The organism is Pseudomonas sp. BR20, from assembly GCF_050780135.1.
Taxonomy (GTDB): Bacteria; Pseudomonadota; Gammaproteobacteria; order Pseudomonadales; family Pseudomonadaceae; genus Aquipseudomonas.
In genome coordinates this window covers 982,557-1,009,232 of record NZ_CP172012.1, presented here as the reverse complement: position 1 = coordinate 1,009,232, position 26,676 = coordinate 982,557, and the positions used below count along the sequence as shown (strand labels likewise).

The window sequence follows — 26,676 nt, the reverse complement described above, 5'->3', positions numbered from 1 at the left end:
ATTTCTAACGGGGCTCACATGCACTTCCCAGCACTCAATCCGACCCATGCCCGAAGCATTCTTGCGCTCGCCATCTGCCTGGCGTGCAGCACTGCGGTTGCCGTGGAACCGGCGGGCAAACCGGCCATTCGTGAAGCAGCAGATACCCGCAGCTTTGCCATCGCGCGTCAGTCGCTGGTCAATGCCTTGGATCAATTGAGTGTGCAGAGCGGGCTGCAAATTGCCTATGCGGCTGACCTGGCCCAAGGCGTCGAATCGCCTGGCGTCAGCGGCCGCATGACCGCCCTGGAGGCGCTGACCCGATTGCTCAAAGGCACGCCCCTGAGCTTCGAGCGCAACGGCCCTGACGCAGTCATGCTGACCCGCACCGAACAACCCGGCGCGGCCTTGCAACTGGGCACCACCACCGTCATCAGCAACCAGTTGGGCACCGTCACCGAAGGCACCGGCTCCTACACCCCGGGCACCATCGCCACGGCCACGCGCCTGGTGCTGACCCCGCGCGAAACGCCGCAGTCCATCAGCGTCGTCACGCGCCAGCACATGGATGACTTCGCCCTCGACAGTGTCGACGACGTGATGCGCCATACCCCTGGCATTACCGTGTCGGCCTACGACACCGACCGCAGCAATTACTACTCGCGTGGTTTTTCGATCAACAATTTCCAGTACGACGGTATCCCCTCGGCCGTGCGCAACGTGGCCTATTCGGCGGGCAACACCCTGAGCGACATGGCGATCTATGACCGAGTCGAAGTGCTCAAGGGCGCCTCCGGCCTGCTCAGCGGCGCCGGCTCCCTGGGCGGCACCATCAACCTGGTGCGCAAGAAACCTACGGCGGAATTTCTCGGCCACATCACCACGGCGGCGGGCACCTGGGATCACTACCGCACGGAAGTGGACGTCAGCGGCCCGCTGACCGAAACCGGCAATGTGCGTGGGCGTGCCGTGGCGGCCTATCAGGACAACAAATCGTGGGTCGACCGCTACTCGAACAAAAGCTCGGTGTTCTACGGCATTCTCGAATTCGACCTGTCACCCGACACCTTGCTCACCGTGGGCGCCGATTATCAGGACAGCAAACCCAAAGGCTCCACCTGGTCCGGCAGCTTCCCGCTGTTCAACTATGCCGGCGAGTTGAACAATGCCAAGCGTTCCTTCAGCAATGCCACTGACTGGAGCAGTTGGCAGCAATACACCCGCACGGTGTTCGCGAACCTGGAGCACGATCTCGGCGACGGCTGGGTGACCAAACTGCAACTGGACCACAAGCTCAACGGCTACGACGCCCAGATGGGTGCGATCCAGTTCTACCAGCCGGCGGCGGACGGCACCGCCAATATCAACGCCCAGCGCTACAAGGGCGAAACCACCAGCGACTCGGCCGATCTGTATATCAGCGGCCCGTTCAATTTTCTCGGCCGTGAACATGACCTGGTGGTCGGTGGATCCATCAGCACCGCCCATTGGAAGGGCAAGGGTTATTGGGACGAAACCTTCCCCACCGCCAACCTGGTCGACTACTTCAACTGGCATGGCAACCTGGCCAAGCCCGACTGGGGCGTGGCCTCCCAAGTCACCGACGACACCATTCGCCAGACCGGCATGTACGTCACCACTCGCTGGAACCTCACCGACGACCTGAAACTGTTGCTCGGCGGGCGCGTGGTCGACTACACCCTGACCGGCAGCACCGACACCTACCGTGAAACCGGACGCTTCATTCCCTATGCCGGGGCCATCTATGACCTCACGGACAACCTGTCGGCCTATGTCAGCTACACCGATGTCTTCATGCCCCAGGAAAGCTACAACCTCGACCGTAACCGCAAGCTGATTGACCCGGACGAAGGCGAGAACTATGAAGTGGGCCTCAAGGGTGAGTTCCTCGACGGGCGCCTGAACGCCAGCCTGGCGTACTTCGAGGTAAAGGAAAGCAACCGCTCCCTGCCCGACGATGCGTACAACAACCAGACGCCGACACCGCCCAACTTTGCCTTCAAGGGCACCGATGCGACAACCAAAGGCTATGAACTGGAACTGTCCGGCGAAATCGCCCCCGGCTGGCAGTTGCAGGGTGGCTACACCCACAAAGTGGTGCGCGACGATGCCGGCAAAAAAGTCTCGACCTTTGAGCCCGAGGATCAGGTGAGCATGTTCACGATCTACAAGCTCAAGGGCGAGCTGGACAAAGTCAGCGTCGGCGGTGGCCTGCGCTGGCAGAACACGGTGTGGCAGGACATCTACAACAGCCCCAGGAATACGACCGAGAAATTTTCCCAGGAGGCCTACTGGGTGGCGGACTTGATGACGCGCTACCAATTCACGAAAAACCTGTCGACCACGCTGAACCTCAATAACGTGTTCGATAAGCCCTATTACACCAATGTGGGCTTCTACAACTCCGCCATCTACGGCGCACCGCGTCACTTCATGCTGACCACGCGCTGGGACTTCTGACTGCCTGAGCCACACGGCCTATCACGAGGTAGGCCGTTTTTGACGCCCTCCCTTGCCACTGTTAGTGTCCAGCCTTCCCCATACACGGAGTGCTTCACGGTGAAACTGGACATCTACCAAGTCGACGCCTTCAGCCAGCATGCCTTCGGTGGCAACCCTGCCGCGGTGTGCCCGCTCACCGAGTGGCTGCCCGACGAGCAACTGCAGCATATCGCCGCCGAAAACAACCTCTCCGAAACCGCCTACTTCGTGCCCCGCGATGGGTTCTACGAGTTGCGCTGGTTTACCCCGCAAGTCGAAGTCGACCTGTGCGGCCATGCCACGCTGGCGACGGCGTGGGTGTTGATTCACGCGCTGGCGGACGCACCCCAGGTGCTGCGCTTTGCCACCCGCAGCGGCGAGCTTCGGGTGACGCGCAAGGGGGATGAGCTAGCGATGGACTTTCCCGCCCGGCAACCACAGCGTTGCGAACCGCCCGCTGGAATGTTGAGTGCCCTGGGGATCGAGAGCGCCGACGTGTTCGGCACCGATGACTACATCGTGCTGGTGGACAACGAAGCCCAGGTCGCCGCGCTGACGCCTGATTTTGCACGGCTCAAGGGCCTGCCCAAGCGCGGGATAGCAGTCACCGCCAAGGGCACGCGGTTTGATTTTATTTCACGCTGGTTCGGGCCGAATGTGGGGGTCGATGAAGACCCGGTCACCGGTTCGGCGCATACCTCGCTGGCACCGTTCTGGGCCGAGCGCCTGGGCAAATCGCACTTGACGGCCGAACAAGGGGGCCAGCGCAAGGGCCAGTTGCACTGCGAGCTGCAGGGCGACCGCGTGATTATTTCCGGCAAGGCAGTGTTGTACATGCAAGGCACGATTTACCTGTAAACCGCAGCGCCCCCAGGACAACAGATCATTCGCAAAATGAACGGAGTTCAGCACGTGTTTTCGATTTCCCTCCGCCAACTGTCGCTCATGGCGGCAGCCCTGAGCCTGGCTGCCTGCCACACGCCGGTCAACGAACAGCCACCGGCACCGGAGTTGGGCTCGGGCTATCGCACCGACCTCAGCACCCGCCATGCCGAGCGCCATATGGCCGCCGCCGCCAACCCGCTGGCGGCCGAGGCCGGACGCGAGATGTTGCGCCAGGGCGGGTCGGCAATTGACGCTGCCATTGCGATGCAGGCGGTGTTGACCCTGGTGGAGCCACAATCTTCCGGCATTGGCGGCGGTACGTTCATCATGTTGTGGGATGGGAAAAACGTGCACGCCTATGACGGCCGCGAAACGGCGCCGGCGGGGGCGACCGAGCGGTTGTTCCTGAACACCGACGGCACGCCGATGGCCTTCACCGACGCGCAGATCGGCGGGCGCTCGGTGGGCACGCCAGGGGTGCTGCGGGCCCTGGAAATGGCCCATAAAAAGACCGGCCGCCTGCAATGGGCCAAGCTGTTCGAGCCAGCGATTCGTTTGTCGGAGCAGGGCTTCGCGATTTCACCGCGCTTGCACAGCCTGATCGCCGCTGACCGCTTTATCCCGCAATCGCCGGAGATGGCAGCCTACTTTCTGAATGCCGATGGCACGCCAAAAGCCGCCGGTACACGGCTGAAAAACCCGGCGCTGGCCGCTGTGTTCAAACGCATTGCCAAGGAAGGACCGGACGCCCTGTACCACGGGCCGATTGCCGATGAAATTGCGCGCAAGGTGCAGGGCAACCGCAATGCGGGCAGCCTGACTCAAGCGGACCTCAAGGGCTACGTCGCCAAGGAACGCGCGCCGTTGTGCACTGATTACAAACGCTGGAGAGTCTGTGGCATGCCGCCGCCGTCCTCAGGCGGGATTGCGGTCGCGCAGATGCTCGGAACATTGCAGGCCCTGGAAGCCCGCGACCCGCACCTGGCCATCGCGCCGATGACACCGATAAAAAGCGCCTCGCCTGCCGGGCTTGAGCCCACGCCCGAGGCCGTGCACCTGCTCGCCGAGGCCGGTCGCCTGGCCTTTGCCGACCGCGCGCTGTACGTGGCCGATGCGGACTTCACCCCGGTGCCGGTGGCCGGTCTCGTGGCCCCGAACTACCTGGCACAGCGTGCCACGCTGATCGGCGAGCGCAGCATGGGCATCGCCAAGCCAGGCCGACCGGCCGGTATTCAAGTCGCGTACGCACCGGACCGTTCGCCGCTGCGAATCTCCACCTCACAAGTCGTCGCCGTAGATGACCTGGGCGGCGCCGTGTCGATGACCACCACGGTGGAAGCCGCGTTTGGCGCCCATGTGATGGTCCAGGGCTTCTTGCTCAATAACCAGATGACCGACTTCTCATTCATCCCCGAAGAAAACGGCCAGCCGGTAGCCAACCGCGTGCAACCCGGCAAACGCCCGCGCTCGGCGATGGCGCCGACCTTGGTGTTCGACCGCGAGAGCGGTGAGTTGCTGGCCGCGGTCGGTTCGCCGGGCGGCTCGCAAATCATCGAGTACGTGAGCAAATCCCTGGTGGCGATGCTCGACTGGAACCTCGACGCGCAAGCGGCCATCGGCCTGCCCAATTTCGGCAGCCGCAATGGGGCTACCGAGCTGGAGGCGGGCTTGTTCAGCCCAGGCCTGAAGCAGGTGTTGAAGGACAAGGGCCATGAGCTGAGCGAGATCGACATGACCAGCGGCGTCCAGGCCATCGTGCTCAAGCGGGATGCCCAGGGTAAGGTGTCGCTGAGCGGCGGCGCGGACCCTCGGCGCGAAGGCGAAGCGCTCGGCGACTGACTTTAGTGAACGGAGGGAATCCCTTGCACCAGGCTGAAAATCTCGCTGCCATCCCTGGCATCGACCACGGTTTCTGTTCGATCGACGACCCGCTGCGCCCGGATGAAGTATTCATCTGCAAGCAAGTGCACAGCGCCTCGGTGATTGAATGGCAGGCGGGCCAGGTGGCCAATACGATCGAGGCCGATGGTGTGTTGACGCACCACGCTCACCCGATCGCGGTGATCACCGCAGATTGCCTGCCCATTCTGTTCGCGTCGAAAACGGGCGAACGGGTGGCCGCAGTCCATGGCGGCTGGAAGGGGCTGCAACGCGGGATTATCGCCAACGTCATGCAGCGCTTTGCCGCCGAAGGGATTGCAGCCGACCAGCTGCAAGTGGCTATCGGCCCATCGATCAAGCCGTGCTGTTATGAAGTGAGCGAAGGCTTTATCGCCGACTTCCAGAGTGACCAAGGGCACCTGTGGCAACACGCCCAGGCACCGTGGAGCTTCGTGCAACCGGCACCGCTGCGGTCGCCGGAAATTACTCCGCCCCATGCACGACAAGCAGGCAGTGCGTGGTTTGACTTGAGCGGGTATGGGTTGTTGCTGCTGCAAGCGGCGGGCGTCAAGCGTGAGCAGATCGACGTGAGCGAGGTGTGCACCTACTGCACGTCGCCGACGTTTGCCAGCTACCGCAGAAGGACGCATCAGCCGGACGAAGCGAAGACGTTGATTTATTCGTGGATTGCTCGTACAGACTGACACGAGAAGGCCTACAACACTCTTTCTCAAATCCTCTACATGTCTTCAGATCGCAAAATGCCATGTCATTTTTTGCGATAAACCCCCTCTTGAGCGGCGCCTTTTCACCTGCGATTTTCTGGCCCGCACTTTCTTGCCAGGGGCTACGTCAAAGACGTAGAATTTCTCGTGTTAACGATCATAGAATCTCCATTGTTCAGCAAACTATGGCCTGACTATTGGAGCGAAGATGAAAAGGGTATTTTCATGGCGTTTCTTGCCAGCCATCCCGATGCCGGGAATGTTGTTCCTGGCTCGGGCGGTTGCCGAAAAGTACGCTGGTGCTTGGAGGGTCAGGGCAAAAGGGGGGCCGTGCGAGTCATCTACACCACTCAATTGGCTTGCGGAGCAATAGTAGCCCTACTGATTTACGGCAAGGGCGCTACGGAGAATATTCCAGCGCCCATCCTGTACAAAATTGCGAAGGAGATGAACCATGCCACTCACTGATAAACAACTGAAGGAACGTGACGCCAAACGCAATATCGGCGAAGAATTACTGAGCGCTATTCAGGATGTTAAAGCAGGACGCTACGGCGCCGTGCAGCAGATCGAAATCACTCAAGCTGCCGAAGCAAGAAGCAAGACAGGACTGTCGCAACCCAAATTTGCCGAGCTTTTGGGGGTTTCGGTAAGAACCCTTCAAGAGTGGGAACAGGGGCGTCGTTCCCCCTCCGGCGCAGCACGCTCACTGCTGCATATTGCGGCCATAAGACCAGACGTTTTTCGGGAAGTCCTCAGTAACGCCTGATGGCGTTACTGGCCACTCCCTGAGGATCAACGGCTGATCTTCAACCCCTTACGCCCCGCATGCCGCTCCAACGCCAGCTCGATCAACCGGCTCACCAACTCGCTGTAGCTCATCCCCGCCGCCTGCCACAGCTTGGGGTACATGCTGATGCGAGTGAAGCCGGGCAGTGAGTTGATTTCGTTGATCAGCACTTCGCCATCGTCGGTCAGGAATACATCGACCCGCGCCAACCCCGCGCAACCCAGCACGTCAAACGCCTCGAGGGCCAAGCGGCGAATCCGCTCACTGGCTTCATGGCTGATATCAGCCGGCACCACCACCTGGGCCGCCTGCCCGTCGATGTATTTGCTGTCGTAGGAGTAGAAACCGCTGCTCACCACAATCTCGCCGCAGCCGCTGGCGACCGGGTTTTCGTTACCCAGCACAGCGCATTCTATTTCGCGGCCGCGCACGGCCGATTCCACCAGCACCTTTTGATCAAAACCCAGGGCCAGTTCAACCGCGGCGTGGTACTCAGCCTCGTTGCCCACCTTGCTCACACCCACCGAAGAACCCTGGTTGGCCGGTTTGACGAACATTGGCAGGCCGAGTTTATTCACCGCAGTGTCAAAGGAAGTACGCGCGGCGTTGCTGCGGGTCAGGGTGATGAACGGCGTCACGGCAATGCCGGCGTCGCGCAGCAGACGTTTGCTGATGTCCTTGTCCATGCACACCGCCGAGCCGAGCACGTCGGAGCCGACGAAAGGCAGGTCAGCCATGCGCAGCAGGCCTTGCAGGCAGCCGTCTTCGCCGAGGGTGCCGTGGACGATGGGGAAGATCACGTCGATGTGTGCCAGCAGGCCGTTGCCGGAGGTTTCCACCACCTGCTGGCTGGCCTTGCCGGGCACCACCGCCAGTTCACGGTTGGATTGGTTAAGGGCGATGAGTGCCGGGTTTTCCTGGTTGATCAGGAAGTTCGAGGTGTCGTTGAGGTGCCAGTGGCCGGCCTTGTCGATGCCGATCAGGACTGGCTCGAAGCGTGTGCGGTCGAGTGCATCGACAATATTGCGCGCCGACTGCAACGAGACTTCGTGCTCGGCCGAACGACCACCAAAAATAATCCCCACCCGCACCTTGCTCATGACTCGGCCTCACTGTCGAAAGTAAGGCTTCTTACCACGGACGGTCAGCGATTCGCTACCAGGTGTGCGCCGAACAACACGTAGCAACCGCCGGCAAAACGGTCGAGCCATTTGCGCGAGCGGCTGTAGAGGTTGGCCATGTGCGCACTGGAAAACACCAGGGCCACGCAGGAATACCAGCTGAACGACAAGGTGGCCATGGTGATCACCGCCAGGGTCAGCAGCATCGGCGACGGCGACGGCGGCATGGTGGAGGCGAAGATGGTGGCGACGAACAACGCGGCCTTGGGGTTGGACAGATTGCCCAGCAACCCCAGGCGCCAGGCGGAAAACAACGAGCGGCGCGCTTCGTCCGGCAACGGGCTCTGGCCCATGGCTGGCACCGAGCGTTTGAACAGTTTCAGCCCCAGGTAAATCAGGTAGCAGCCGCCGATGATCTTGAACGCCAGGTACAACATGGGGGCGGCGGTAAACAGCGACTTGATGCCCAGGCCACCCGCCAGCCCCCACATGATCGTGCCGGTGGACACGCCCGCCGAAGCCACCACGCCATGGCGGCGCGAACAACTGGCAGCCAACTGCGCCGTGTTGAAGAAGTTGGGCCCAGGCGTCACCACCGCCACTGTCCACAACAGGGCCAGCGAGACCAGGGGAGCCACGTAGGCGGGGTTGATAAATTCCATTGGGCAGTTCCATCAGCGCAGGGCACGAGCAAGGAGCATAGACCTCGCCCACCGCCCGCACAATCGTACAAGACCCCGGCAGACAAGGGATGCAGACTGGGTTAACGTATTTCCACCTCTCCTTGTGACAAGCCGCCATGGGCAAACCGACCCGCAACTTCGACTGGCTGCACCGCGCCCCGCATGCCAGCGGCCTGGACCGTATCGAGGCGTACTTTGCAGGCTTTGCCTTCGACCCGCATCGCCATGACACCTATGCCATCGGGCGTACCTTGTCTGGCGTGCAGAGTTTTCACTATCGCGGCGACATGATCCACAGCCTGCCCGGCACGACCATGGTGCTCCATCCCGATGAGACCCACGACGGACACGCCGGCAGTGACGAAGGTTTCAAGTACCGGATGATTTACGTGGAGCCGTCGCTGATCCAGCAGATCCTCGGCGGCAAGCCGTTGCCGTTTATCCCCAGTGGTTTATCCACTGACCCCAGGCTGTTCCGCGCCAGCGAAGTGCTGTTGCAGAACCTCGATCATCCGATTGACCCGTTGCAGGAACAGGACGCGATGTTCGACCTGGCCCACGCGCTGAGCAACGCCGCTGGCGCCCTCGTCAGCCGCAAGGCGTTCGATTACGTCGCCGCCGAACGCGCCCGGGAGTTTATCCACAGCGCCCTGGGCCGCAGCATCACCCTGGATGAAATCGCCGACCACGCCGGCCGCGACCGCTGGGCATTGTCGCGGGATTTTCGCGTGCTGTTCGGCACCAGCCCCTACCGCTACCTGACGATGCGTCGGCTGGACCTGGTGCGCAGTCTGCTCGCGCAGGGACAGTCGTTGGTGGACGCCGCGCTGATCGCCGGCTTCACCGACCAGAGTCATATGACCCGGCAATTTCGCAGCACCTACGGTATGCCGCCGTCGCGTTGGGTGAAGATGCTCGGGCGCTGAGTACGCTTAGAGCGAGTGCCCATCGATGGGCTCGCCGATGGTCAGGAAATGCCCTCCCGCCACATGATGCAAAGTCCGTAATTCATCATGCCCTTCGAAGTGCCAGTGGCCTTCGCTGAACACCCGCTCATCGGCATAGGCTGCGACCACTTCGCCGAGGAACAGGTCATAAGTCTGCTGGTTGTGAGGTTCGGGCAGCAGGCGACATTCTAGCCACGCTACGCAGCCTTCCAGCAAGGGCGCGTCGCTGTGTTCACCGCTGAAGGTTTGCAGGCCATAAGCAGCGAATTTGTCGCGCTCGGTACCGGTGGTATTGCCGACCGTCTGCACGAGGTCGACCTGGGCCACACAGGGCACCTGCAGCACGAAGGTGCCGGCGCCTTCCAGCAATTGGCGAGTCCAGGTGGCCTTGTCCAACACCACCGCGACTTTCGGCGGTTCGAAATCCAGCGGCATGGCCCAGGCAGCCGCCATGATATTGCGCTGGCCGTTGTGGGCCGCACTGACCAGCACGGTTGGGCCGTGGTTGAGCAAACGGTAGGCCTTTGACAGCGGGACGGGGCGACAGTGGGCTGGGTTCATGGAGGATAGGCTCTTCAAACGAAAAACCTACGATACCTCAAGCATGAGTCCTATGGATCAGCTCGACAGTTGGTTAGCGAATCGCCCTACGCGTTGAGCGCCAGCACACTTAACTGCCGTTATTTCGACACACGCCCATGACTTGGTACTCCAAAGTCGTGAGCTTGCCGCTGGAGTCTTCATAGGTCATGCGCGAAGGCACGGTGTTGCACGCGCGGATCGGCGGCGTCACGTTGACCACCTTGGCAATGTCCAGCTTCATCCCATAGCGATAGGCCTGCACTTGAGGCACCGGCTTGCCGTTTCTCACGGCGTAATCGGCCATGGCCTTTTCATTGCGCTCCATCATCAGGGCAAAGGTGCGATCACCGCCGCCTTCGGCCAATACACCGAAAGACAGGACGGCCGTTAATACACCCAGAGCGGTTTTATAAAAGTTCATCACCTGTTCCTCGACTGAAAGTTCAGTGCCGAGACTAACGAACGAACCCTGACGCGATGTTCACCAGAACATTACTTATTTGTTAGGTGGTGGCGAGCTTCCAGAATTGTAATGTTCACGCCACCCAATCGTTATCCACGGTTTGCAACTATCAGCCCGGGCCAGATCAATAAGAACGCCCGCCTCCATAAGAAGCTGATAACTGCCAATACCGAGGAGCGAAACATGCGGATCCGTTATTACACCCTTCCCCTTTCACTGATCGCCACATTGCCCCTGGCAGCCGTGGCCGCGGAAGACAAACCTGAAGGGTTTATCGAAGGCAGCAGCGTGAACGTGCTGGCGCGCAACTTTTACTTCAACCGCGATGACCGCAAAGGCCAATCCAGCCCCACCGGGAATGGCTATTCCGAAGCCTGGGCCCAGGGACTGATCGGTAAATTCGAATCCGGCTTTACCCAGGGCACCGTGGGGTTTGGCCTGGACGCCTTCGCCATGGTCGGCGTGAAGCTCGACTCGGGTACCGGCCGCAGCGGCGGCAAGGGCTCGTTCGGCGTGCTGCCGGTGGACAGCAACAACCATCCCGAAGACAACTACAGCAAGGTCGGCGGCGCGGCGAAACTGCGGGTATTGGACACGGTGATCAAGGCCGGCGACGTGTTCCCGCTGACCCCCGTGGTGGCCTACGGCGATTCGCGGGTGTTGCCGGAAAGCTTCCGTGGCGTGACCCTGCAGAACACCAGCCTGGAGGGCCTGAACTTGCAGGGCGGGCGCTTGAGCGGCATGAGCCAACCCAACGAAAGCGGCATGAACAAAGGGTTCGCAACGTTTTACGCCGGCCCGGTCGATTCACCTTGGATCGGCTACTTCGGCGGCGACTACGCCGTGAACAAACACCTCAGCCTGAGCCTGTACAGCAGCCGCTTGAAGGACGCCTGGGACCAGTACTACGTCGGCAGCGCCGCCAGTTACCCGCTGAACGAAGACGTCTCGCTGTTCGGCGACGTCAACTACTACAAGGCTGTGGACGAAGGCAAAAAGCTGCTGGGTGAATTCGACAACTCCATCTGGAGCGCCCGGCTCGGCGTGAAGGTGGGCGCCCACAGCCTGGCTGTGTCACACCAGCGCAACAACGGCGATGACGACTTCGATTACCTGCGTCAGTCGGACTCGATCTTCCTCAACAACTCAATCCAGTACAGCGACTTCAACTCGCCCAAGGAGCGCTCGTGGATGCTGCGCTACGACCTGGACATGCAGCCATTCGGCATTCCCGGCCTGTCGTTCATGACCCGCTACGGCAAGGGCACCGGCGCCGACTACAGCAACGCCAACGCGGTGTATATGCGCCGCGATGCCGCCGGCGATCCGCTCACCGACCAACGCCGCTGGGAGCGGGATATCGAAGCCAAGTACGTGGTGCAAAGCGGCAACTTGAAGGATTTATCGCTGCGGCTGCGCCAGGCCACCGTGCGTTCAAGTTCATTTGAGTCCGACCTTGAAGAAGTTCGCGTGATTGTCGAATACCCACTGGCGATTCTTTAAGACGCGCTTACATTCACTTGCCGATGCCCTACATCTCTTCACAGGTTGAAGTCTGTCAGAACTGTAATATCGGCCTCACCTTCTCGTTAAGTTGCACTTTTTATACTGCGCATCGAACACATCTCATCTCTGCAGCTTTTGTGTAGCTCCTTTGGAACAGAGATGAATTTTATACGCCCCAGCCGGGGCGTTTTTTTTGTGTGCCCGGTCAGTGACGAATCGTCGCACTGGCCTGACGCGGCTTGACCTTAAAGCTACTTCAGGCTTCAGAGTTTTCCTACAGCCTATTCAGCCTCTATGAGGCCATCTCCTTTCGTTTTCCTTGAAGGTAAATTCCCATGCGTATCCTTGTGGTTGAGGACGAGCAGAAAACCGCCGACTACTTGCAGCAAGGCCTGACCGAAAGTGGCTACGTCGTCGATTGCGCCGCCAGCGGCATCGACGGCCTGCACCTGGCCAGGCAGCACACCTACGAACTGGTGATCCTCGACGTGAACCTGCCCAACACCGACGGCTGGGAGGTACTCGAGCAACTGCGCCGTGACGGCAACCAGCGCGTGATGATGCTGACCGCGCGTGGCCGCCTGGCCGACAAGATCAAGGGCCTGGACATGGGCGCCGACGATTACCTGGTCAAACCCTTCGAGTTCCCCGAACTGCTGGCCCGTGTGCGCACCTTGCTGCGCCGCAGCGAACATATCCCGCTGCCGGATGTGCTGCGCGTCGCGGACCTGGAGTTGGACCCGCGTCGTCATCGCGCCTATCGCGGCGACCGGCGCATCGACCTGACCACCAAGGAATTCGCCCTGCTGCATGTGTTGATGCGCCAGGCCGGGGAGGTGATGACCCGCACGCAGATCATCTCGCTGGTGTGGGACATGAACTTCGACTGCGACACCAACGTGGTCGAAGTCTCCATCAGCCGCCTGCGCGGCAAGGTCGATGACCAGAGCGAGGTCAAGCTGATCCATACCATTCGCGGCGTGGGTTATGTGCTGGAGGCGCGCCAATGAGGACCAGCAGCCTGTCGATGCGCCTGGGGCTGACGGTCAGCCTGATGGGCGCGGGGCTGGTCGTACTGCTGGCGACCCTGGCCTACCTGGCCTTGACCCATGAGCTGGAAAAGCTCGCGCGCAAGGGCCTGGAAAGCAAGATGGAGCAGATCCAGCACAGCCTGGCGGTGGGCCTGGACACCCACGGAATCAAAGCCCGCCCCCACTCGTTGCTGGACCTGGTGATGGGCCATGACAATTTTTACCTGACCGTCGTCGGCACCGCGCCCGATAACGCCGTGCTGCTCAGTGTCGGCGCCAAACCCCAGGAACCGTTACTGACCGACTTTTCCCCCAGGGAAACCCTCGGTTACCTCAACTGGGAAGACCAAGACGGCAACCAGGTACTCAGTGCCTCCAGCCTGATGCGCCTGGCCAGCGGCGAGCGCGTGCGCGTGTTGCTGTCGCTGGACCGCAGGGATGACCAGGCGCTGCTCAGTGCCTACCTGCGCGCCACCCTCATCGCCCTGCCGATGCTGCTGATTCTTATCGGCATGGGCGCCTGGGGGCTGGTGCAACGCGGGTTGGCGCCCTTGAAGCAGTTCAGCCATGTCGCTGCCCAAGTGACGACCCAGGACCTGACACACCGCTTATCCATCGACAACCTGCCCAAGGAGCTGGGCGAGTTGGCGCAAAGCATCAACGTAATGCTGAATCGCCTGGACGCCGGCGTGCAGCAGTTGTCGCAGTTCTCCGACGACCTCGCCCACGAACTGCGTGCACCGCTGACCAACCTGATGGGCAAGGCCCAGGTGACCCTGTCCCGTGAACGGCCCAGTGAGGAATACAAGGCCGGACTGGAATCCTGCACCGAGGAAATGGAGCGCCTGTCGCGCATGGTCTCCGACATGCTGTTTCTCGCTCAAGTCAGCCATCCGGCGGCGCGAGCCGGGTTCGGCACGGTGTCGCTGGGGGCGGAGGCACAACGGGTGATGGAACTGTTCGCCCTGAGCGCCGAAGACAAAAACGTGAGCCTCAACCTGCGCGGCGACGCCTGGGTGACAGGTGATCGCCTGATGATCCAGCGGGCCATTTCCAACCTGCTGTCCAATGCCATTCGCCACACGCCCGAAGACTCCAGCGTGCTGCTGCTGGTGGAGACCTACGACCAGAGCGTGTCGTTGTCGGTGGGCAACCCCGGGCGTGGCATCGAAGCGCACCACCTACCGCATCTGTTCGAACGTTTCTACCGCGCCGACAGCAGCCGTACCCGCGCCGAAGGTGGCACCGGGCTGGGGCTGGCCATTGTGCAGTCGATCATGCACCTGCATCAGGGGCACGCCGACGTCAGCAGCCAGCCAGGCCGGTTTACACGGTTCAGCCTGGTATTTCCTCTTCCTTGCGATGTGCCCACTGGTACAGCGCCGGCAGCACCAGCAAGGTCAGCAACGTAGAAGAAATGATCCCGCCGATCACCACCGTCGCCAACGGACGCTGCACTTCGGCGCCGGTGCCGGTGGCCAGGGCCATGGGGATAAACCCCAGGGAGGCCACCAGTGCGGTCATCAATACCGGGCGCAGGCGAGTCAGCGCACCCTCGTGGATGGCCACCGACAGCGAGCGCCCTTCCTCCCGCAGGTTGCGGATGAAGGCAATCATCACCAGGCCGTTGAGCACCGCCACGCCGGACAAGGCAATAAAGCCAACGCCTGCGGAGATCGACAGCGGAATATCGCGCAGCCACAGCGCCATGATCCCACCGGTCAACGCGAACGGAATCCCGGTAAACACCAGCAGCCCGTCCTTGAGGTTGTTGAACATCATGAACAACAATCCGAACACCAGCAGCAACGCCACCGGCACCACGATTTGCAAACGCTCGGAGGCTTCCTTCAGTTGTTCGAACTGGCCGCCCCATGTGGTCCAGTAACCTGCCGGGACTTTCACCTGCGCCGTGATCGCCGCCTCGGCCTCCTCCACGAACGACCCCATATCCCGCCCGCGCACGTTGGCACTGACGATCACCAGGCGCTTGCCGTTCTCGCGGCTGATCTGGTTCGGGCCGAGCACCAGGTCCAGGCTGGCGACCTGGGACAACGCAATAAACCCCAACTGCCCCGCCGCATTCCCGGCCAGCGCCGGCACCGGAATCAGCAGCCGCGACAAACCGTCGATATCAGTACGCAGCGCGTCGGACAAGCGCACGACCATGTCGAAGCGGCGGTCACCTTCATACAGGGTACCGGCCTGGCGCCCACCGACGGCAACGGCAATGGTGTCCTGCACATCGCCGACATTCAGACCAAAGCGCGCGGCCTTGTCACGGTCGATATTGATAGTCAGCACCGGCAGGCCGGAAGTCTGTTCGACCTTCACTTCCGAAGCCCCCTCGAGGCCTTGCAAGGTCTCGGCAATGTCTGCGGCGGTGGTGTTGAGCACCGCCATGTCGTCGCCAAATACCTTCACCGCGACATCGCTGCGCACCCCGGAAATCAGCTCGTTGAAACGCAGCTGGATCGGTTGCGACAACTCGTACGCACTGCCCGGCACAATCGCACTGGCGCGCTGGATATCGGCGATCAGAGCTTCGCGGGACTTGCTCGGATCTGGCCATTGATCCTTCGGCTTGAGCATCACGTAGCTGTCGGAAATATTCGGCGGCATCGGGTCGGAGGCGATTTCCGCCGTACCGGTACGTGCAAATACCCGCTCTATTTCCGGCACCTGGGCCATCAAGGTTTTTTCCAGTTGCTGCTGCATCTGCACCGATTGCGTCAGGCTGGTGCCGGGCACGCGCAGGGCCTGTTGGGCGAAGTCGCCCTCACTGAGGCTGGGGATAAACTCACTGCCCATGCGGCTGGCCACCACGCCCGAGGCGACGATGGTCAGCACGGCCAGACCGAACACCAGCGGCCGGCGGGTCATCACCCAGTCCAGCACCGGCGCATAGGCCCGGCGTGCGGTACGCATCACCAGGTTTTCTTCTTCCTTGACCTTGCCGGTGACGAACAGCGCAATCGCCGCCGGCACGAAGGTCACCGACAAAATCATCGCCCCCAGCAGCGCGATCACCACGGTAAACGCCATGGGGTGGAACATCTTCCCGGCCACGCCGGTGAGGGCGAAGATCGGCAGGTACACGACCATGATGATCAGCTGCCCGAAGATCAGCGCACGCCGCGCTTCCTTGGCCGCAGCGAACACCTCGTGCAGGCGCTCGCTGCGGGTCAGCAAGCGACCATGGCGCTGCTGCGCATGGGCCAGGCGGCGGATGGCGTTCTCGACGATCACCACTGCGCCGTCGACGATAATGCCGAAGTCCAGCGCGCCGAGGCTCATCAGGTTGGCGCTGACTTTGTTGGTGAACATGCCAGTAAAGGTGAACAACATTGCCAGGGGAATCACCATCGCGGTGATCAGCGCCGCGCGGATATTGCCGAGGAACAGGAACAGCACCGCGACCACCAGCAGCGCACCCTCGAAGAGGTTTTTCTTCACGGTGGCAATGGCTTTTTCGACGAGGTTGGTGCGGTCGTAGACGGTAACCGCCACCACGCCTTCGGGCAGCGAGCGATTGATTTGTTCGAGCCTGGAAGCCACCGCCTGGGACACGGTGCGGCTGTTTTCTCCGATCAACATAAACACCGTGCCCAGCACCACTTCGCGGCCGTTTTCCGTGGCGGCGCCGGTACGCAGCTCACGGCCGATCTCGACCTGGGCGACATTGCGCACGCGGATCGGCGTGCCGTCGGACGTGGTGATGACGATATTGGCGATGTCGTCGATGGACGCCACCTGCCCCGGCGCGCGGATCAACAATTGCTCGCCGCTGCGCTCGATGTAGCCGGCGCCGACGTTGGCGTTGTTGCGCTCCAGCGCCGTGACCAGATCGTTCAAGGTCAGGTTGTAGGCCGCCAGGCGCTTGGGGTCGGGGGCGATCTGGTATTCCTTGGCGAAGCCGCCGATGGTGTTGATCTCGGCCACACCGGGCACGTTGCGCAGTTGCGGCTTGATGATCCAGTCCTGGATCACCCGCAGGTCGGTCGGCGTGTAAGGCGTGCCGTCGTCCTTGCGGGCGCCCTCTTCGGCCTCCACGGTCCACAGGAAAATTTCCCCGAGGCCGGTGGAAATCGGCCCCATCGCGGTTTCGATCCCCGTAGGCAATTGCTCGCGGGCCACCTGCAGCCGCTCGTTGACCAACTGGCGGGCAAAGAACAGGTCGGTGCCGTCCTTGAAGATCACCGTCACCTGGGACAAGCCGGAGCGTGACAACGAACGGGTCTGCTGCAGCCCCGGCAAACCGGCCATCGCGGTTTCGATGGGAAAGGTAATGCGCTGCTCGGTTTCCAGCGGCGAAAAACCGGCCGCCGCCGAGTTGATCTGCACCTGCACATTGGTGATGTCGGGCACCGCGTCGATGGGCAGTTTCTGGTAGCTGGCGATGCCGACACCGGCCATCAACAGCACCGCCAGCAGCACGATGATGCGCTGCTCGATAGCGAATTGGATAAGGCGCTCAAACATGAGAAATCACTCGCAGGATCAATGGGCGTGCTCGGCCGAGCCCTTGCCCAATTCGGACTTGAGGATGAAGCTGCCGGTGGTAGCCACCTGGGCACCGGCCTCCAGGCCCTGGCGCACTTCGACGTAGCCGTTTTCACTGGCGCCCAGTTCGAGATGGCGGGTGATAAAACCGTCTGGCGTGCGCACGAATACCGACGGTTTTTCCTCGACGGTCTGGATCGCCGTGTGCGGCACGGTGACCTTGGCCTGGTAGGTGTCCGTGGCCAGTTGCACGGTGACAAACAGCCCTGGACGCCAGGCGTCATCGGGGTTGGGCACCGTCACGCGCACGGTGGCGGTACGCGTTTGCTCGCCGAGCAAATTGCCGACATAGGCCACGGTGCCCTGCACATCGGTACCCATTTCCGTGGAGCTGACCTTCACCGGTTTGCCGAGCCGGACCTTGTTCAAATCCTTGGGAAATACGCCGAAGGTGACCCACACCTGTGACAGGTCAGAAAGCGTGAAGGCATTGCTGGTCTCGCTCACCACCTCGCCGACACCGAGGTGTTTTTCCACCACCACGCCTGCGAAAGGCGCACGCAGTTCGTAACGATTGCCGCCGACCAGCACGGTGTTGCCGCTAAGTGCGGTCATTTTTTGGCGGGCATTGTTCAAGGCGATTTCGGCTTCTTGCAGGGTTTGGCGCGCCAGCAGGTAATCCTGTTCGGCGGAGATCTTGTCCTGCCACAACTGGCGTTCACGCTGAAAGGTAATACGCGCCAGTTCAACCCGACGCTCGCTGGCCGCCAGCTCACTGCGCTGGTCGGAAATCTGCTGGCTGGCGATCACCGCGAGCAACTCGCCCTTCTTCACTGCCTGGCCAAGATTGACCTTCACCGACTCCACCACGCCGGCCGCGCGCGGGACGATATGCGAGGTGCGGTCTTCGTCGAAACGCACCTCCCCCGGCAGCGTCAGCAGGGTGCTGATCGACCGGGGTTGGGCCTCGGCGAGTTCGATGCCGGCGGCCTGGATTTGCTGTTCAGTCAGCTCGAGCGTGCCTTCTTCTTCCTCGGCGTTGGTAACGCCGGACAGCATCAGGCCCAAGGCGACGGCAAGCGCCACGCCGTGTCGTTTGTTCATAAGGCACTCCAGAAAAAATCAAAACCGGGCGAGGTCGCCGTAAATCCGTTCGATGCGCAGCCAGGCATCGGTGGCCTGGGCGGTGGCCGCAAGGTATTGGGTGCGCGCCGCGATCAGGGTGCGTTGGGCGTCGAGCACGTCGAGGAAGTTGAACTTGCCCATCTCGAAGCCGCGGGTGGCGCTGTCCACCGCGCTTTGGGCGGCGGGCAGGATCTGCTGGTTGAATGCGCGCACTTCGGTATTCGCGGTTTGCCACAGGTCCAGGGCCTGGCGCGTTTCGGTACGCAGGCGCAATTCGGCAGCGTTGCGCAGGTCGCGGGCCTGATCGGCACGGCGCGTGGCGGCAAGTACGTTGCCCTGGTTGCGGTTGAACAACGGAATCGGCATCGATACACCGACCAGGTTCACCCGCTCGCGCACACTGGCGTCGTATTGACTGCCAATGGACACATCCAGGTCGGGAATCCGCTGGGCTTTTTCCAGGCCCACGCTGGCTTCGCTCTGCACGATCTGCAGTTCTGCCAGGCGCAGTTCGGCGGTCTGTTCAAGGCGCGCCAACAGTTGCGTGGCGGACGGCAACGGCGGTGTGGAGTGGCTTGGCGTGGCGACGGCCTGGAAGTCGGGCGCCGCGCTGCCGGTACTGGCGGCCAGGCGGCGATAGGCGTCGGTAAGGCCCATTTGCGCGCGGTTGAATTCGAGGCGGATCTCCGACAACTGCACCTGGGCCCGTGTGGCTTCCACCGGTGAGGATTTGCCGGCGGTCACGCGGCCGTTGGCGACCACCAGCCCGCGCTCGGCCAAGGCCAGGGAGCGCTGGGCCAGATCGAGACGTTCCTGGGCGCGCAGGGCACCGTAGTAGCCGTCGATCACCTCGGCCCGCAACGTATTGCGGCGCTGTTCCAAGGTCAGTGCGGCGGCGTCCTGGGCACGTGTCGCCACGTCAATGCGGGCACCGCGCTTGCCACCCAGCTCCAGGGTTTGGCTTAGCTTGAGTGTGGTGGTGCGCGTATCGCGACGTGTGTCTTCGGCATCCCAGGACGCCACCGGATTGGGGATCAGCCCGGCCTGCTGGCGACCGCCCTCGGCGATCTCGATGTCCCATTGCGCGGCCGCCAGGTCGGGGTTGTTGGCGAAGGCGGTTTGCAGGGCGGCGTCGAGGGTAAGGGTTTGTGCCTGGGCAATGCTGGCAGCTCCCCACAACAGCGTCGCGCCCAAGAGTTTTTTAACGGAAATTGCCATACGAGAGTTCCACGCCCAAGAAGTCCAAGCGGGGGCAATGTAGCGTTCGCGACTTATCAGAGCGGTGGAGCAAAGATTACAAATCCGACAGCAATGGCTCTGGGGCGGGCGTTATCAGGTATGCTTTTGGAGCAGGAAACAAAAAGAAACAATTTTCCCAACCTGTTCGATAAGGAGTCCCGTCTTGGCGTTATCGACTGCCGCGTGGATGCTTCACGACACCCGCCTCATGCTCTGCGTACTACTGGCCATCGCCAGCATCATCGTGCTGATCAGCGCGACCAAGTTGCCGCCGTTCCTGTCGATCCTGATCGGCACCTTTATCGCCGGGGTCGGCGCCGGGCTGCCAGCGGAAGAGGTGGCCAAGGCCTTCAGCAAGGGCGCCGGGGCGATCCTCGGTGAAGCCGGGATCATCATTGCCCTGGGCTCGATGCTGGGTGCGCTGATGGCAGAATCCGGCGCGGCCGATCGCATCGCCACCACCCTCCTCGGGCTGGGCAAGGGCAAGTCATTGCCATGGGTGATGGCGCTGGTGGCGATGGTGATCGGCCTGCCGCTGTTCTTCGAAGTGGGCCTGGTGATGATGGTGCCGATCATCTTTGTGATGGCCAAACGGTCGAACCAGCCGCTGTTGAAAATCGCCATCCCGGCGCTGGCGGGCATGACCACCTTGCACGCCTTGATGCCACCGCACCCGGGGCCGCTGATTGCGGTGGGCGCGTTGCACGCCGACCTGGGCCTGACCATGTTGCTGGGCTTTTGCCTGGCGGTGCCGGCGGTGATCCTCGCCGGGCCACTCTATGGCAACTGGCTGTCCAAGCGCCTGCATGTGGATGAGCCGGCCGACATCGGCGCGCTGTTCAGCGCCCCGCCCAAGGCCCCGCGCCAGCCGAGCTTTGGCGTGTCATTGCTGATCATTCTGTTGCCGGTGATTCTGATGCTCGGCAGCACCTTGGCCAAAGTCGCGCTGCCAGCGGAAAGCAGCGTGGGCCTGACTCTGAAATTCCTCGGCGAACCACTGATCGCCCTCGGCCTGGCGGTGATCGCCGCCGTGATCTGCCTGGGCTGGGCCGCCGGGATGCCTCGCGCCGAAGTCGGCAACACCCTGCGCAAGGCCCTCGCGCCCATCGCCGTGTTGCTGTTGACCATCGGCGCCGGCGGCGGCCTCAAGCAAACCCTGCTCGACGCCGGCGTCAGCCAGACCATCAGCAAAGTCGCCGAAGGCGCGCACATGCCGTACCTGCTGCTGGCCTGGTTGATCGCGGTGGCGCTGCGCCAGGCCACCGGCTCGGCCACTGTCGCCACCACCACGACCGCCGGCATCCTCGCGCCGATGATGGCCGGGTTGGCGGCGACGCAAAGCTCACTGGTGGCGCTGGCGATCGGCGCCGGCTCGGTGTTCTTCTGCCACGTCAACGATGCGGGGTTCTGGATGGTGCGCGAGTACTTTGGCTTGCAGCTGAAACAGACGATTTGGGTATGGTCGGTGTTGCAGACGATTGTTTCGGTCGTCGGGTTGGTCGGTACGCTGGTGCTGTGGCACTTCTTGACCTGACCTTCAGGCCGCCAACGTGTGGCGCTTACCAAACAGCGCCACACTCGCCACACCCACCGCGCCCATTACCACGCAATACGCCACGCAAATCCACGGGCTGGTCGGCATCAGCGCGATCAGCATCAGCGGGGTAGTACTTGCCCACAGCGCATAGGCGATGTTGTAGGTGAAGGAAATGCCCGACACCCGCACCTGCGCCGGAAACAGGCCGACCATCACCGACGGCACCGCACCGACCACCCCGCAACTCAAGCCCGCTACCGCGTACGCCGCACCAAGCCAGATGCCGCCGCTGATCAGGCTGGCGTACAGCAGGAAAATACCCACTGGCAGCAGCAGGCTGTAGACCAGCACCGCGCGCCAGGCACCGATGCGGTCCACCAGCAGGCCGGCGAGGACGCAGCCGATATTCAGGAAGACGATGCCCAGGGCGCTCAAGGCAAAGGTGTGGCTGGGGCTCATGCCGAAGGTTTTCTGCATCATGGTCGGGGTGATGACCACCAGCACCACCACGGCGGAGGTGAGCACGCAGGTGAGGATCATCGCCGGCAGCAGCACGGCGCGATGGTCACGCAGTACGGTGCGCAGCGGCATCTCGGCGGCGGCCTGGCGGCGGGCCTGCATTTCGAGAAATACCGGGGTTTCGCTGAGCCAGCGCCGCAGCCACACGCCGATCACGCCGAACACACCGCCGAGCAGGAAGGGAAAACGCCAGGCGTAGTCGAGGATTTCGGCCGGGGTGAAGACCTGCGCCAGCAGCGTGGCGGTGAGGGCGCCGAGCAGGTAGCCGAAGGTCAGGCCCGCTTGCAGGAAGCCCAGGGCATAGCCACGATGGTTGCGCGGTGCGTGTTCGGCGACAAAGGTCCAGGCGCTGGGCACTTCACCGCCCACCGCTGCACCTTGCAGCACGCGCAGCACCAGCAGGATCAGTGGTGCGAAGTAGCCGATCTGTGCGTAGGTGGGCATGATCCCGATCAGCAGGCAGGGCAATGCCATCATCAGGATGCTCAGGCTGAACACGCGTTTGCGCCCCAGGTGATCGGCGAAGTGCGCCATCAGGATGCCGCCCAGCGGGCGCGCCAGGTAACCGGTGACGAAGATGCCGAAGCTTTGCAGCAGGCGCAGCCACTCGGGCATTTCTGGCGGGAAGAACAGTTGGCTGAGGGTCAGCGCGAAGAACACGAAGATAATGAAGTCGTAGATTTCCAAGGCTCCGCCCAGGGCGGCCAGGCCCAGGGTTTTGTAGTCGGAGCGGGAAAAACGCTGCGCCTGTGGAACAGAGGTGGCAGTCATGTGGAGGCTCGGCAGACAAACAAAATGGCGTGCAGGTTATGAGCTGAGCCGGTTGATGGCAATCGCGGCAGATATATTTGTTTTCCTCATGGATCGATGAAGATAACTGCATTCCCATATCAATGGCCGTAGCGGAACATGCCGGAAAATTGCCGACACCATAATAAATACAAGAGGAAAGACTCGTGGCCGATGCTATCGAAGAAAGCCGCTATGCCCGATTTGCCCTGCGCTGCTCGAACTTTGCCGAGCGCTGGTTCCCCGACTCCTGGGTGTTTGCCGCCCTCGCCGTGATCATCGTCGCCGTCGCGACCCTGGGCATGGGCGCCGCGCCGACCGAAGCCGCCAAGGCCTTTGGCGACGGGTTCTGGAGCCTGATCCCGTTCACCATGCAGATGGCCTTCGTGGTGATCGGTGGTTACGTGGTCGCCAGCTCGCCGCCGGCGGTCAAGCTGATCGACCGCCTGGCACGCATCCCGAAGAACGGCCGCTCCGCCGTGGCGTGGGTCGCGTTGATCTCCATGGTGGCGTCGCTGCTCAACTGGGGCCTGTCCCTGGTGTTCGGCGGTTTGCTGGTGCGTGCGCTGGCCCGTCGTACGGATTTGCGCATGGACTACCGTGCTGCAGGTGCGGCGGCCTACCTGGGACTGGGCGCGGTGTGGGCGCTGGGGTTGTCGTCATCAGCCGCACAATTGCAGGCCAACCCGGCCAGTTTGCCGCCGTCGATCCTGTCGATCACCGGGGTGATCCCGTTTACCGACACCATCTTCCTGTGGCAATCCGGCGTGCTGTTGCTGGCGCTGATCGTGGTGTCGCTGATCATCGCCTACGCCACCGCGCCCGGCCCCAACAGCGCCCGTGATGCCGAGGCCTGTGGCGTCGACCCGGCCTTCAACCTGTCCAAGCTGCAACCACCGACCCGCCCCGGCGAATGGCTGGAACACAGCCCGTTGCTGACCATTCTGCTGGCATTGCTGGCGGCGGGCTGGTTGTTCCATGAGTTCTCGAGCAAGCCGGCGATCAGCGCGATTTCAGGGCTGAACACCTACAACTTCCTGTTCATCATGGTCGGCGCCCTGCTGCACTGGCGCCCGCGCAGCTTCCTCGATGCGGTGGCCCGTGCAGTGCCGACCACCACCGGCGTGTTGATACAGTTCCCGCTGTACGGCTCGATTGCGGCGCTGATGACCGTGGTCAAGGGCGGCGACGGCCAGACCCTGGCGCACCATATCTCGACCTTCTTCACCTCCATCGCCTCCCACGACACGTATGCCCTGCTGATGGGCGTGTACTCGGCGGTGCTGGGTTTCTTTATTCCGTCGGGCGGCGGCAAGTGGATTATCGAAGCGCCTTATGTGATGCAAGTGGCCAATGACCTGCAGTACCACCTGGGCTGGGCGGTGCAGATCTACAACGCCGCCGAAGCGCTGCCGAACCTGATCAACCCGTTCTATATGCTGCCGTTGCTGGGGGTTTTAGGGTTGAAGGCGCGGGATTTGATCGGGTTTTCGTTTGTGCAGCTGCTGGTGCATACGCCGCTGGTGTTGTTCCTGCTGTGGGCATTGGGGACGACGTTGAAGTATTTGCCGCCCGTCATGCCGTAGAGCACGGTGTTTCTGATGAAGTGCGTCGGGGTTGTCCTACTCAATAAGGTGACAACCCCTGGCTCCTCCTGCCAGCCCCTTTGATTAACCTTGGCTGCCTCCTCACATAGCACAAGGAAAATCCGATGACACCCTTATCCAAATCACTGGAGCAGTTGCTCGATGATATTTACAAGGACGACAACGTATCGTTCGTCGAGTACAAGACCCTGCGAGACGACGCCGATCGCCGCATGGACGCTGTTATCAAGGAATTCGGCCTGCATAACAACGTGACGGCCTTCCAGAAGGCCATAGATGTGGCCATGCAACTGCTACAGACCAGCGTTATCGATGCAAAAAAAGCCACCCTGACTGACACCGGCGAGGCAATCGTCAAGGATGCCGTGACGGCTCAGGTGGAGTACTTGCGCGCCGGCAGCCAATTGGCACTGCGTCTGCTGTGATCACCTGACTGTCTTCGTTCCGTCACATTGCATTGCTACCGTCCTGCGAAATATCTTGCAACATCTCGCCCGCAAGGACTCCCCGCAATGAGTGATGATCACGAAGACCGCCCTTCCCCCGATTCCATAGCCCAACCGCCGGTAGACACCGGCCGTCGGCGCTTCCTGGGGGGCGCGGCGGTGTTGGGGGTTGGCGCGACCTTGAGTGCCTGCGGCAATAGCAGTGAGGCGCCCGGCAAGCCCGTGGCGCGGCCGCTCACGCCGCAGGAGCTGGACAAGGCGTTGCGCGACCAGGTGAAGACCGTGGTGGTGATCTATGCCGAGAACCGCAGCTTCAACAACCTGTTTGCGGACTTCCCAGGCGTTGAGAAACCGCTGTCGGCGCTTTCTGCCGCCGACACGCAGCAACGCGACCGCGACGGCAGCCTCTTGACCACCCTGCCCCCGACCTGGGGCGGTGTGCTGCAAGTAGGCCCGCAAAGCGTGGATGGGGTGACTTACCCCAGCGAAGTGCAATTCCAGGAAAACCTGCCCAACGCGCCGTTCGCCCTCAAGGGCCCGAACGCTGAAGACCTGCCTTTGAGCCTCGTCACTCGCGACTTGTGGCACGTGTTCTACCAGAATCAGATGCAGATCAACGGCGGCAAGAACGACGGTTTCGTCGCCTGGGCCGACTCCGGTGGCCTGGTCATGGGCCATTACGCCCAGAGCCGTTATTCCCTGCGCCTGTGGGACGTGGCCAAGGAGTTTGTGCTCTGCGATAACTTCTTCCAGGGGGCGTTTGGTGGCTCGTTCCTCAACCATCAATACCTGATCAGCGCCACCGCGCCGTTTTACCCAAATGCCGCGCAGTCGGTGGCCAAGGCGCAGATCGCCACGCTGCAAAGCGATGACCCCACCGACCCGCGTCTCAAGCCGCTGGATAAATCCCCGGCCAGCGCCATGACCGGCCCGCCGCAGTTCGGCCCCAGCGCGCTGACCCCGGACGGCTACGGTGTGAACACCCTGGCGCCGCCTTACTGGCCGACCTGGATTCGTGACCCGGAAAACCCGGACTACGCAAAAGCCGACCTGCCCAATGTGCTGGTGCCGCAGACCCACGAACATATCGGCGACAAGTTGTCGAAAAAGAACGTCGACTGGGCGTGGTACGCGGGGGCATGGCAGGCAACGCTGGATCAGTTCAAGGATTCGGGGGGCATTCCGAAGATTCCAAACTTCCAGTACCACCACCAGCCGTTCAACTATTTCAAGCAGCAAGGCCCCGAGAACCGTGCGGAGCGCGACAAGCGCCTGCGCGATGGCGGTTTGGGCGATGAGGCGAGCACCAACAAGTTCTTCGCCGATGCCCAGGCCGGCAAGCTGCCGGCCGTGAGTTTCTACAAGCCACAAGGCAACCTGAACATGCACGCGGGTTACGCTGACATTGCCTCGGGCGACCGCCATATCGTCCGCGCCTTGAAGGTGCTGCAGGAAAGCCCGCAGTGGAAAAACATGGTGGTCGTGGTGACCGTCGATGAAAACGGCGGCTGGTGGGACCACGTCGCCCCACCCAAAGGCGACCGCTGGGGCCCAGGCACGCGGGTTCCGGCGCTGGTGGTCTCACCCTTCGCGCGCAAAGGCACCGTGGACCATACGGTGTACGACACCGCGTCGATCCTGCGCTTGATAACGCGGGTCTTCCAGCTGGAGACCCTGGACGGGCTCAAGCAACGCGATGACGCCATGATTACCCGCGGCCAGAAACCCATGGGGGACTTGAGCAACGCGTTGCAGTTCAGCGTGTAGGACGCTTATCCAATAGCGACATGCCTGGCGATTTAGCACGCGGTTTTCC

Annotated in this window: 21 protein-coding genes; 13 read left to right on the top strand and 8 right to left on the bottom strand. The window is 62.0% G+C overall.

The window, feature by feature from the left end; translation table 11 throughout:
- Nucleotides 1-18: 18 nt before the first annotated feature.
- The 5 genes from ACHPFG_RS04375 (at nt 19) to ACHPFG_RS04355 (ending at nt 6,741) form a co-directional block, all read left to right on the top strand.
- The gene (locus ACHPFG_RS04375) at nt 19-2,460 is read left to right on the top strand and encodes a TonB-dependent siderophore receptor (protein WP_431701689.1); all 2,442 of its coding nucleotides are present in this window, start codon (nt 19-21) and stop codon (nt 2,458-2,460) included.
- A gap of 99 nt (nt 2,461-2,559) precedes the next feature.
- Nucleotides 2,560-3,339 (top strand): PhzF family phenazine biosynthesis protein, encoded by a 780-nt coding sequence (locus ACHPFG_RS04370; protein ID WP_431701688.1) that lies wholly within the window; start codon nt 2,560-2,562, stop codon nt 3,337-3,339.
- A 36-nt stretch (nt 3,340-3,375) separates the two neighbouring features.
- Nucleotides 3,376-5,205, top strand: a complete 1,830-nt coding sequence (gene ggt / locus ACHPFG_RS04365; RefSeq protein ID WP_431701687.1) for a gamma-glutamyltransferase — start codon at nt 3,376-3,378, stop codon at nt 5,203-5,205.
- A 23-nt stretch (nt 5,206-5,228) separates the two neighbouring features.
- Nucleotides 5,229-5,951 (top strand): peptidoglycan editing factor PgeF, encoded by a 723-nt coding sequence (gene pgeF / locus ACHPFG_RS04360; RefSeq protein ID WP_431701686.1) that lies wholly within the window; start codon nt 5,229-5,231, stop codon nt 5,949-5,951.
- A gap of 475 nt (nt 5,952-6,426) precedes the next feature.
- Nucleotides 6,427-6,741: a helix-turn-helix domain-containing protein gene (locus ACHPFG_RS04355; RefSeq protein ID WP_090409699.1), complete on the top strand. Its 315-nt coding sequence runs from the start codon at nt 6,427-6,429 to the stop codon at nt 6,739-6,741.
- A gap of 26 nt (nt 6,742-6,767) precedes the next feature.
- Here ACHPFG_RS04355 and ddlA read toward each other — a convergent pair whose 3' ends face one another.
- Together ddlA and ACHPFG_RS04345 are read right to left on the bottom strand one after the other, a co-directional pair.
- Entirely contained in the window at nt 6,768-7,862 is a 1,095-nt protein-coding gene (gene ddlA, locus ACHPFG_RS04350; RefSeq protein WP_131700440.1) for a D-alanine--D-alanine ligase, read from the bottom strand.
- A 44-nt stretch (nt 7,863-7,906) separates the two neighbouring features.
- On the bottom strand, nt 7,907-8,545 hold the full coding sequence (locus ACHPFG_RS04345) for a LysE family translocator (RefSeq protein WP_431701685.1): 639 nt from the start codon (nt 8,543-8,545) through the stop codon (nt 7,907-7,909).
- 137 nt (nt 8,546-8,682) lie between these two features.
- On the opposite strand from ACHPFG_RS04345, the gene ACHPFG_RS04340 reads away from it, so the two are divergent.
- A complete protein-coding gene (locus ACHPFG_RS04340; RefSeq protein ID WP_131700442.1) occupies nt 8,683-9,492 on the top strand; it encodes an AraC family transcriptional regulator in 810 nt (269 codons plus the stop codon).
- A 6-nt stretch (nt 9,493-9,498) separates the two neighbouring features.
- Here ACHPFG_RS04340 and ACHPFG_RS04335 read toward each other — a convergent pair whose 3' ends face one another.
- A complete protein-coding gene (locus tag ACHPFG_RS04335) occupies nt 9,499-10,074 on the bottom strand; it encodes a flavin reductase family protein (RefSeq protein WP_431701684.1) in 576 nt (191 codons plus the stop codon).
- Between the two features lie 109 nt (nt 10,075-10,183).
- Nucleotides 10,184-10,516 (bottom strand): DUF2790 domain-containing protein, encoded by a 333-nt coding sequence (locus tag ACHPFG_RS04330; protein ID WP_431701683.1) that lies wholly within the window; start codon nt 10,514-10,516, stop codon nt 10,184-10,186.
- A gap of 225 nt (nt 10,517-10,741) precedes the next feature.
- On the opposite strand from ACHPFG_RS04330, the gene ACHPFG_RS04325 reads away from it, so the two are divergent.
- The 3 genes from ACHPFG_RS04325 (at nt 10,742) to ACHPFG_RS04315 (ending at nt 14,507) form a co-directional block, all read left to right on the top strand.
- A complete protein-coding gene (locus ACHPFG_RS04325) occupies nt 10,742-12,061 on the top strand; it encodes an OprD family porin (protein ID WP_431701682.1) in 1,320 nt (439 codons plus the stop codon).
- 338 nt (nt 12,062-12,399) lie between these two features.
- A complete protein-coding gene (locus ACHPFG_RS04320) occupies nt 12,400-13,074 on the top strand; it encodes a heavy metal response regulator transcription factor (RefSeq protein WP_131700444.1) in 675 nt (224 codons plus the stop codon).
- Nucleotides 13,071-14,507: a heavy metal sensor histidine kinase gene (locus ACHPFG_RS04315; protein ID WP_431701681.1), complete on the top strand. Its 1,437-nt coding sequence runs from the start codon at nt 13,071-13,073 to the stop codon at nt 14,505-14,507. Before ACHPFG_RS04320 ends, ACHPFG_RS04315 begins: the two co-directional genes overlap by 4 nt.
- Here the strand turns inward: ACHPFG_RS04315 and ACHPFG_RS04310 are convergent.
- From ACHPFG_RS04310 to ACHPFG_RS04300, 3 genes are read right to left on the bottom strand one after another with little or no spacing between them, the layout of a single operon-like run.
- Nucleotides 14,431-17,577: a CusA/CzcA family heavy metal efflux RND transporter gene (locus tag ACHPFG_RS04310; RefSeq protein ID WP_431701680.1), complete on the bottom strand. Its 3,147-nt coding sequence runs from the start codon at nt 17,575-17,577 to the stop codon at nt 14,431-14,433. The genes ACHPFG_RS04315 and ACHPFG_RS04310 overlap by 77 nt on opposite strands.
- Before the next feature lie 18 nt (nt 17,578-17,595).
- Nucleotides 17,596-18,702 carry an efflux RND transporter periplasmic adaptor subunit gene (locus tag ACHPFG_RS04305; protein WP_431701679.1) on the bottom strand — a complete coding sequence of 369 codons (1,107 nt, stop codon included), beginning with the start codon at nt 18,700-18,702 and terminating at the stop codon, nt 17,596-17,598.
- An 18-nt stretch (nt 18,703-18,720) separates the two neighbouring features.
- Entirely contained in the window at nt 18,721-19,941 is a 1,221-nt protein-coding gene (locus tag ACHPFG_RS04300) for a TolC family protein (RefSeq protein ID WP_431701678.1), read from the bottom strand.
- A gap of 184 nt (nt 19,942-20,125) precedes the next feature.
- On the opposite strand from ACHPFG_RS04300, the gene ACHPFG_RS04295 reads away from it, so the two are divergent.
- Nucleotides 20,126-21,496, top strand: coding sequence for a gluconate:H+ symporter (locus ACHPFG_RS04295; RefSeq protein WP_431701677.1), 1,371 nt, complete (start codon nt 20,126-20,128; stop codon nt 21,494-21,496).
- 3 nt (nt 21,497-21,499) lie between these two features.
- Here ACHPFG_RS04295 and ACHPFG_RS04290 read toward each other — a convergent pair whose 3' ends face one another.
- Complete coding sequence (locus tag ACHPFG_RS04290; protein ID WP_184744910.1) at nt 21,500-22,789, bottom strand: MFS transporter; 1,290 nt, start codon at nt 22,787-22,789, stop codon at nt 21,500-21,502.
- Nucleotides 22,790-22,974: 185 nt separating this feature from the next.
- On the opposite strand from ACHPFG_RS04290, the gene ACHPFG_RS04285 reads away from it, so the two are divergent.
- The 3 genes from ACHPFG_RS04285 (at nt 22,975) to ACHPFG_RS04275 (ending at nt 26,627) form a co-directional block, all read left to right on the top strand.
- The gene (locus ACHPFG_RS04285) at nt 22,975-24,393 is read left to right on the top strand and encodes a short-chain fatty acid transporter (RefSeq protein ID WP_431701676.1); all 1,419 of its coding nucleotides are present in this window, start codon (nt 22,975-22,977) and stop codon (nt 24,391-24,393) included.
- Between the two features lie 125 nt (nt 24,394-24,518).
- Nucleotides 24,519-24,839, top strand: a complete 321-nt coding sequence (locus tag ACHPFG_RS04280) for a hypothetical protein (protein ID WP_141605450.1) — start codon at nt 24,519-24,521, stop codon at nt 24,837-24,839.
- Between the two features lie 87 nt (nt 24,840-24,926).
- Nucleotides 24,927-26,627 (top strand): acid phosphatase, encoded by a 1,701-nt coding sequence (locus tag ACHPFG_RS04275; protein WP_431701675.1) that lies wholly within the window; start codon nt 24,927-24,929, stop codon nt 26,625-26,627.
- The last annotated feature ends 49 nt before the right edge of the window (nt 26,628-26,676 follow it).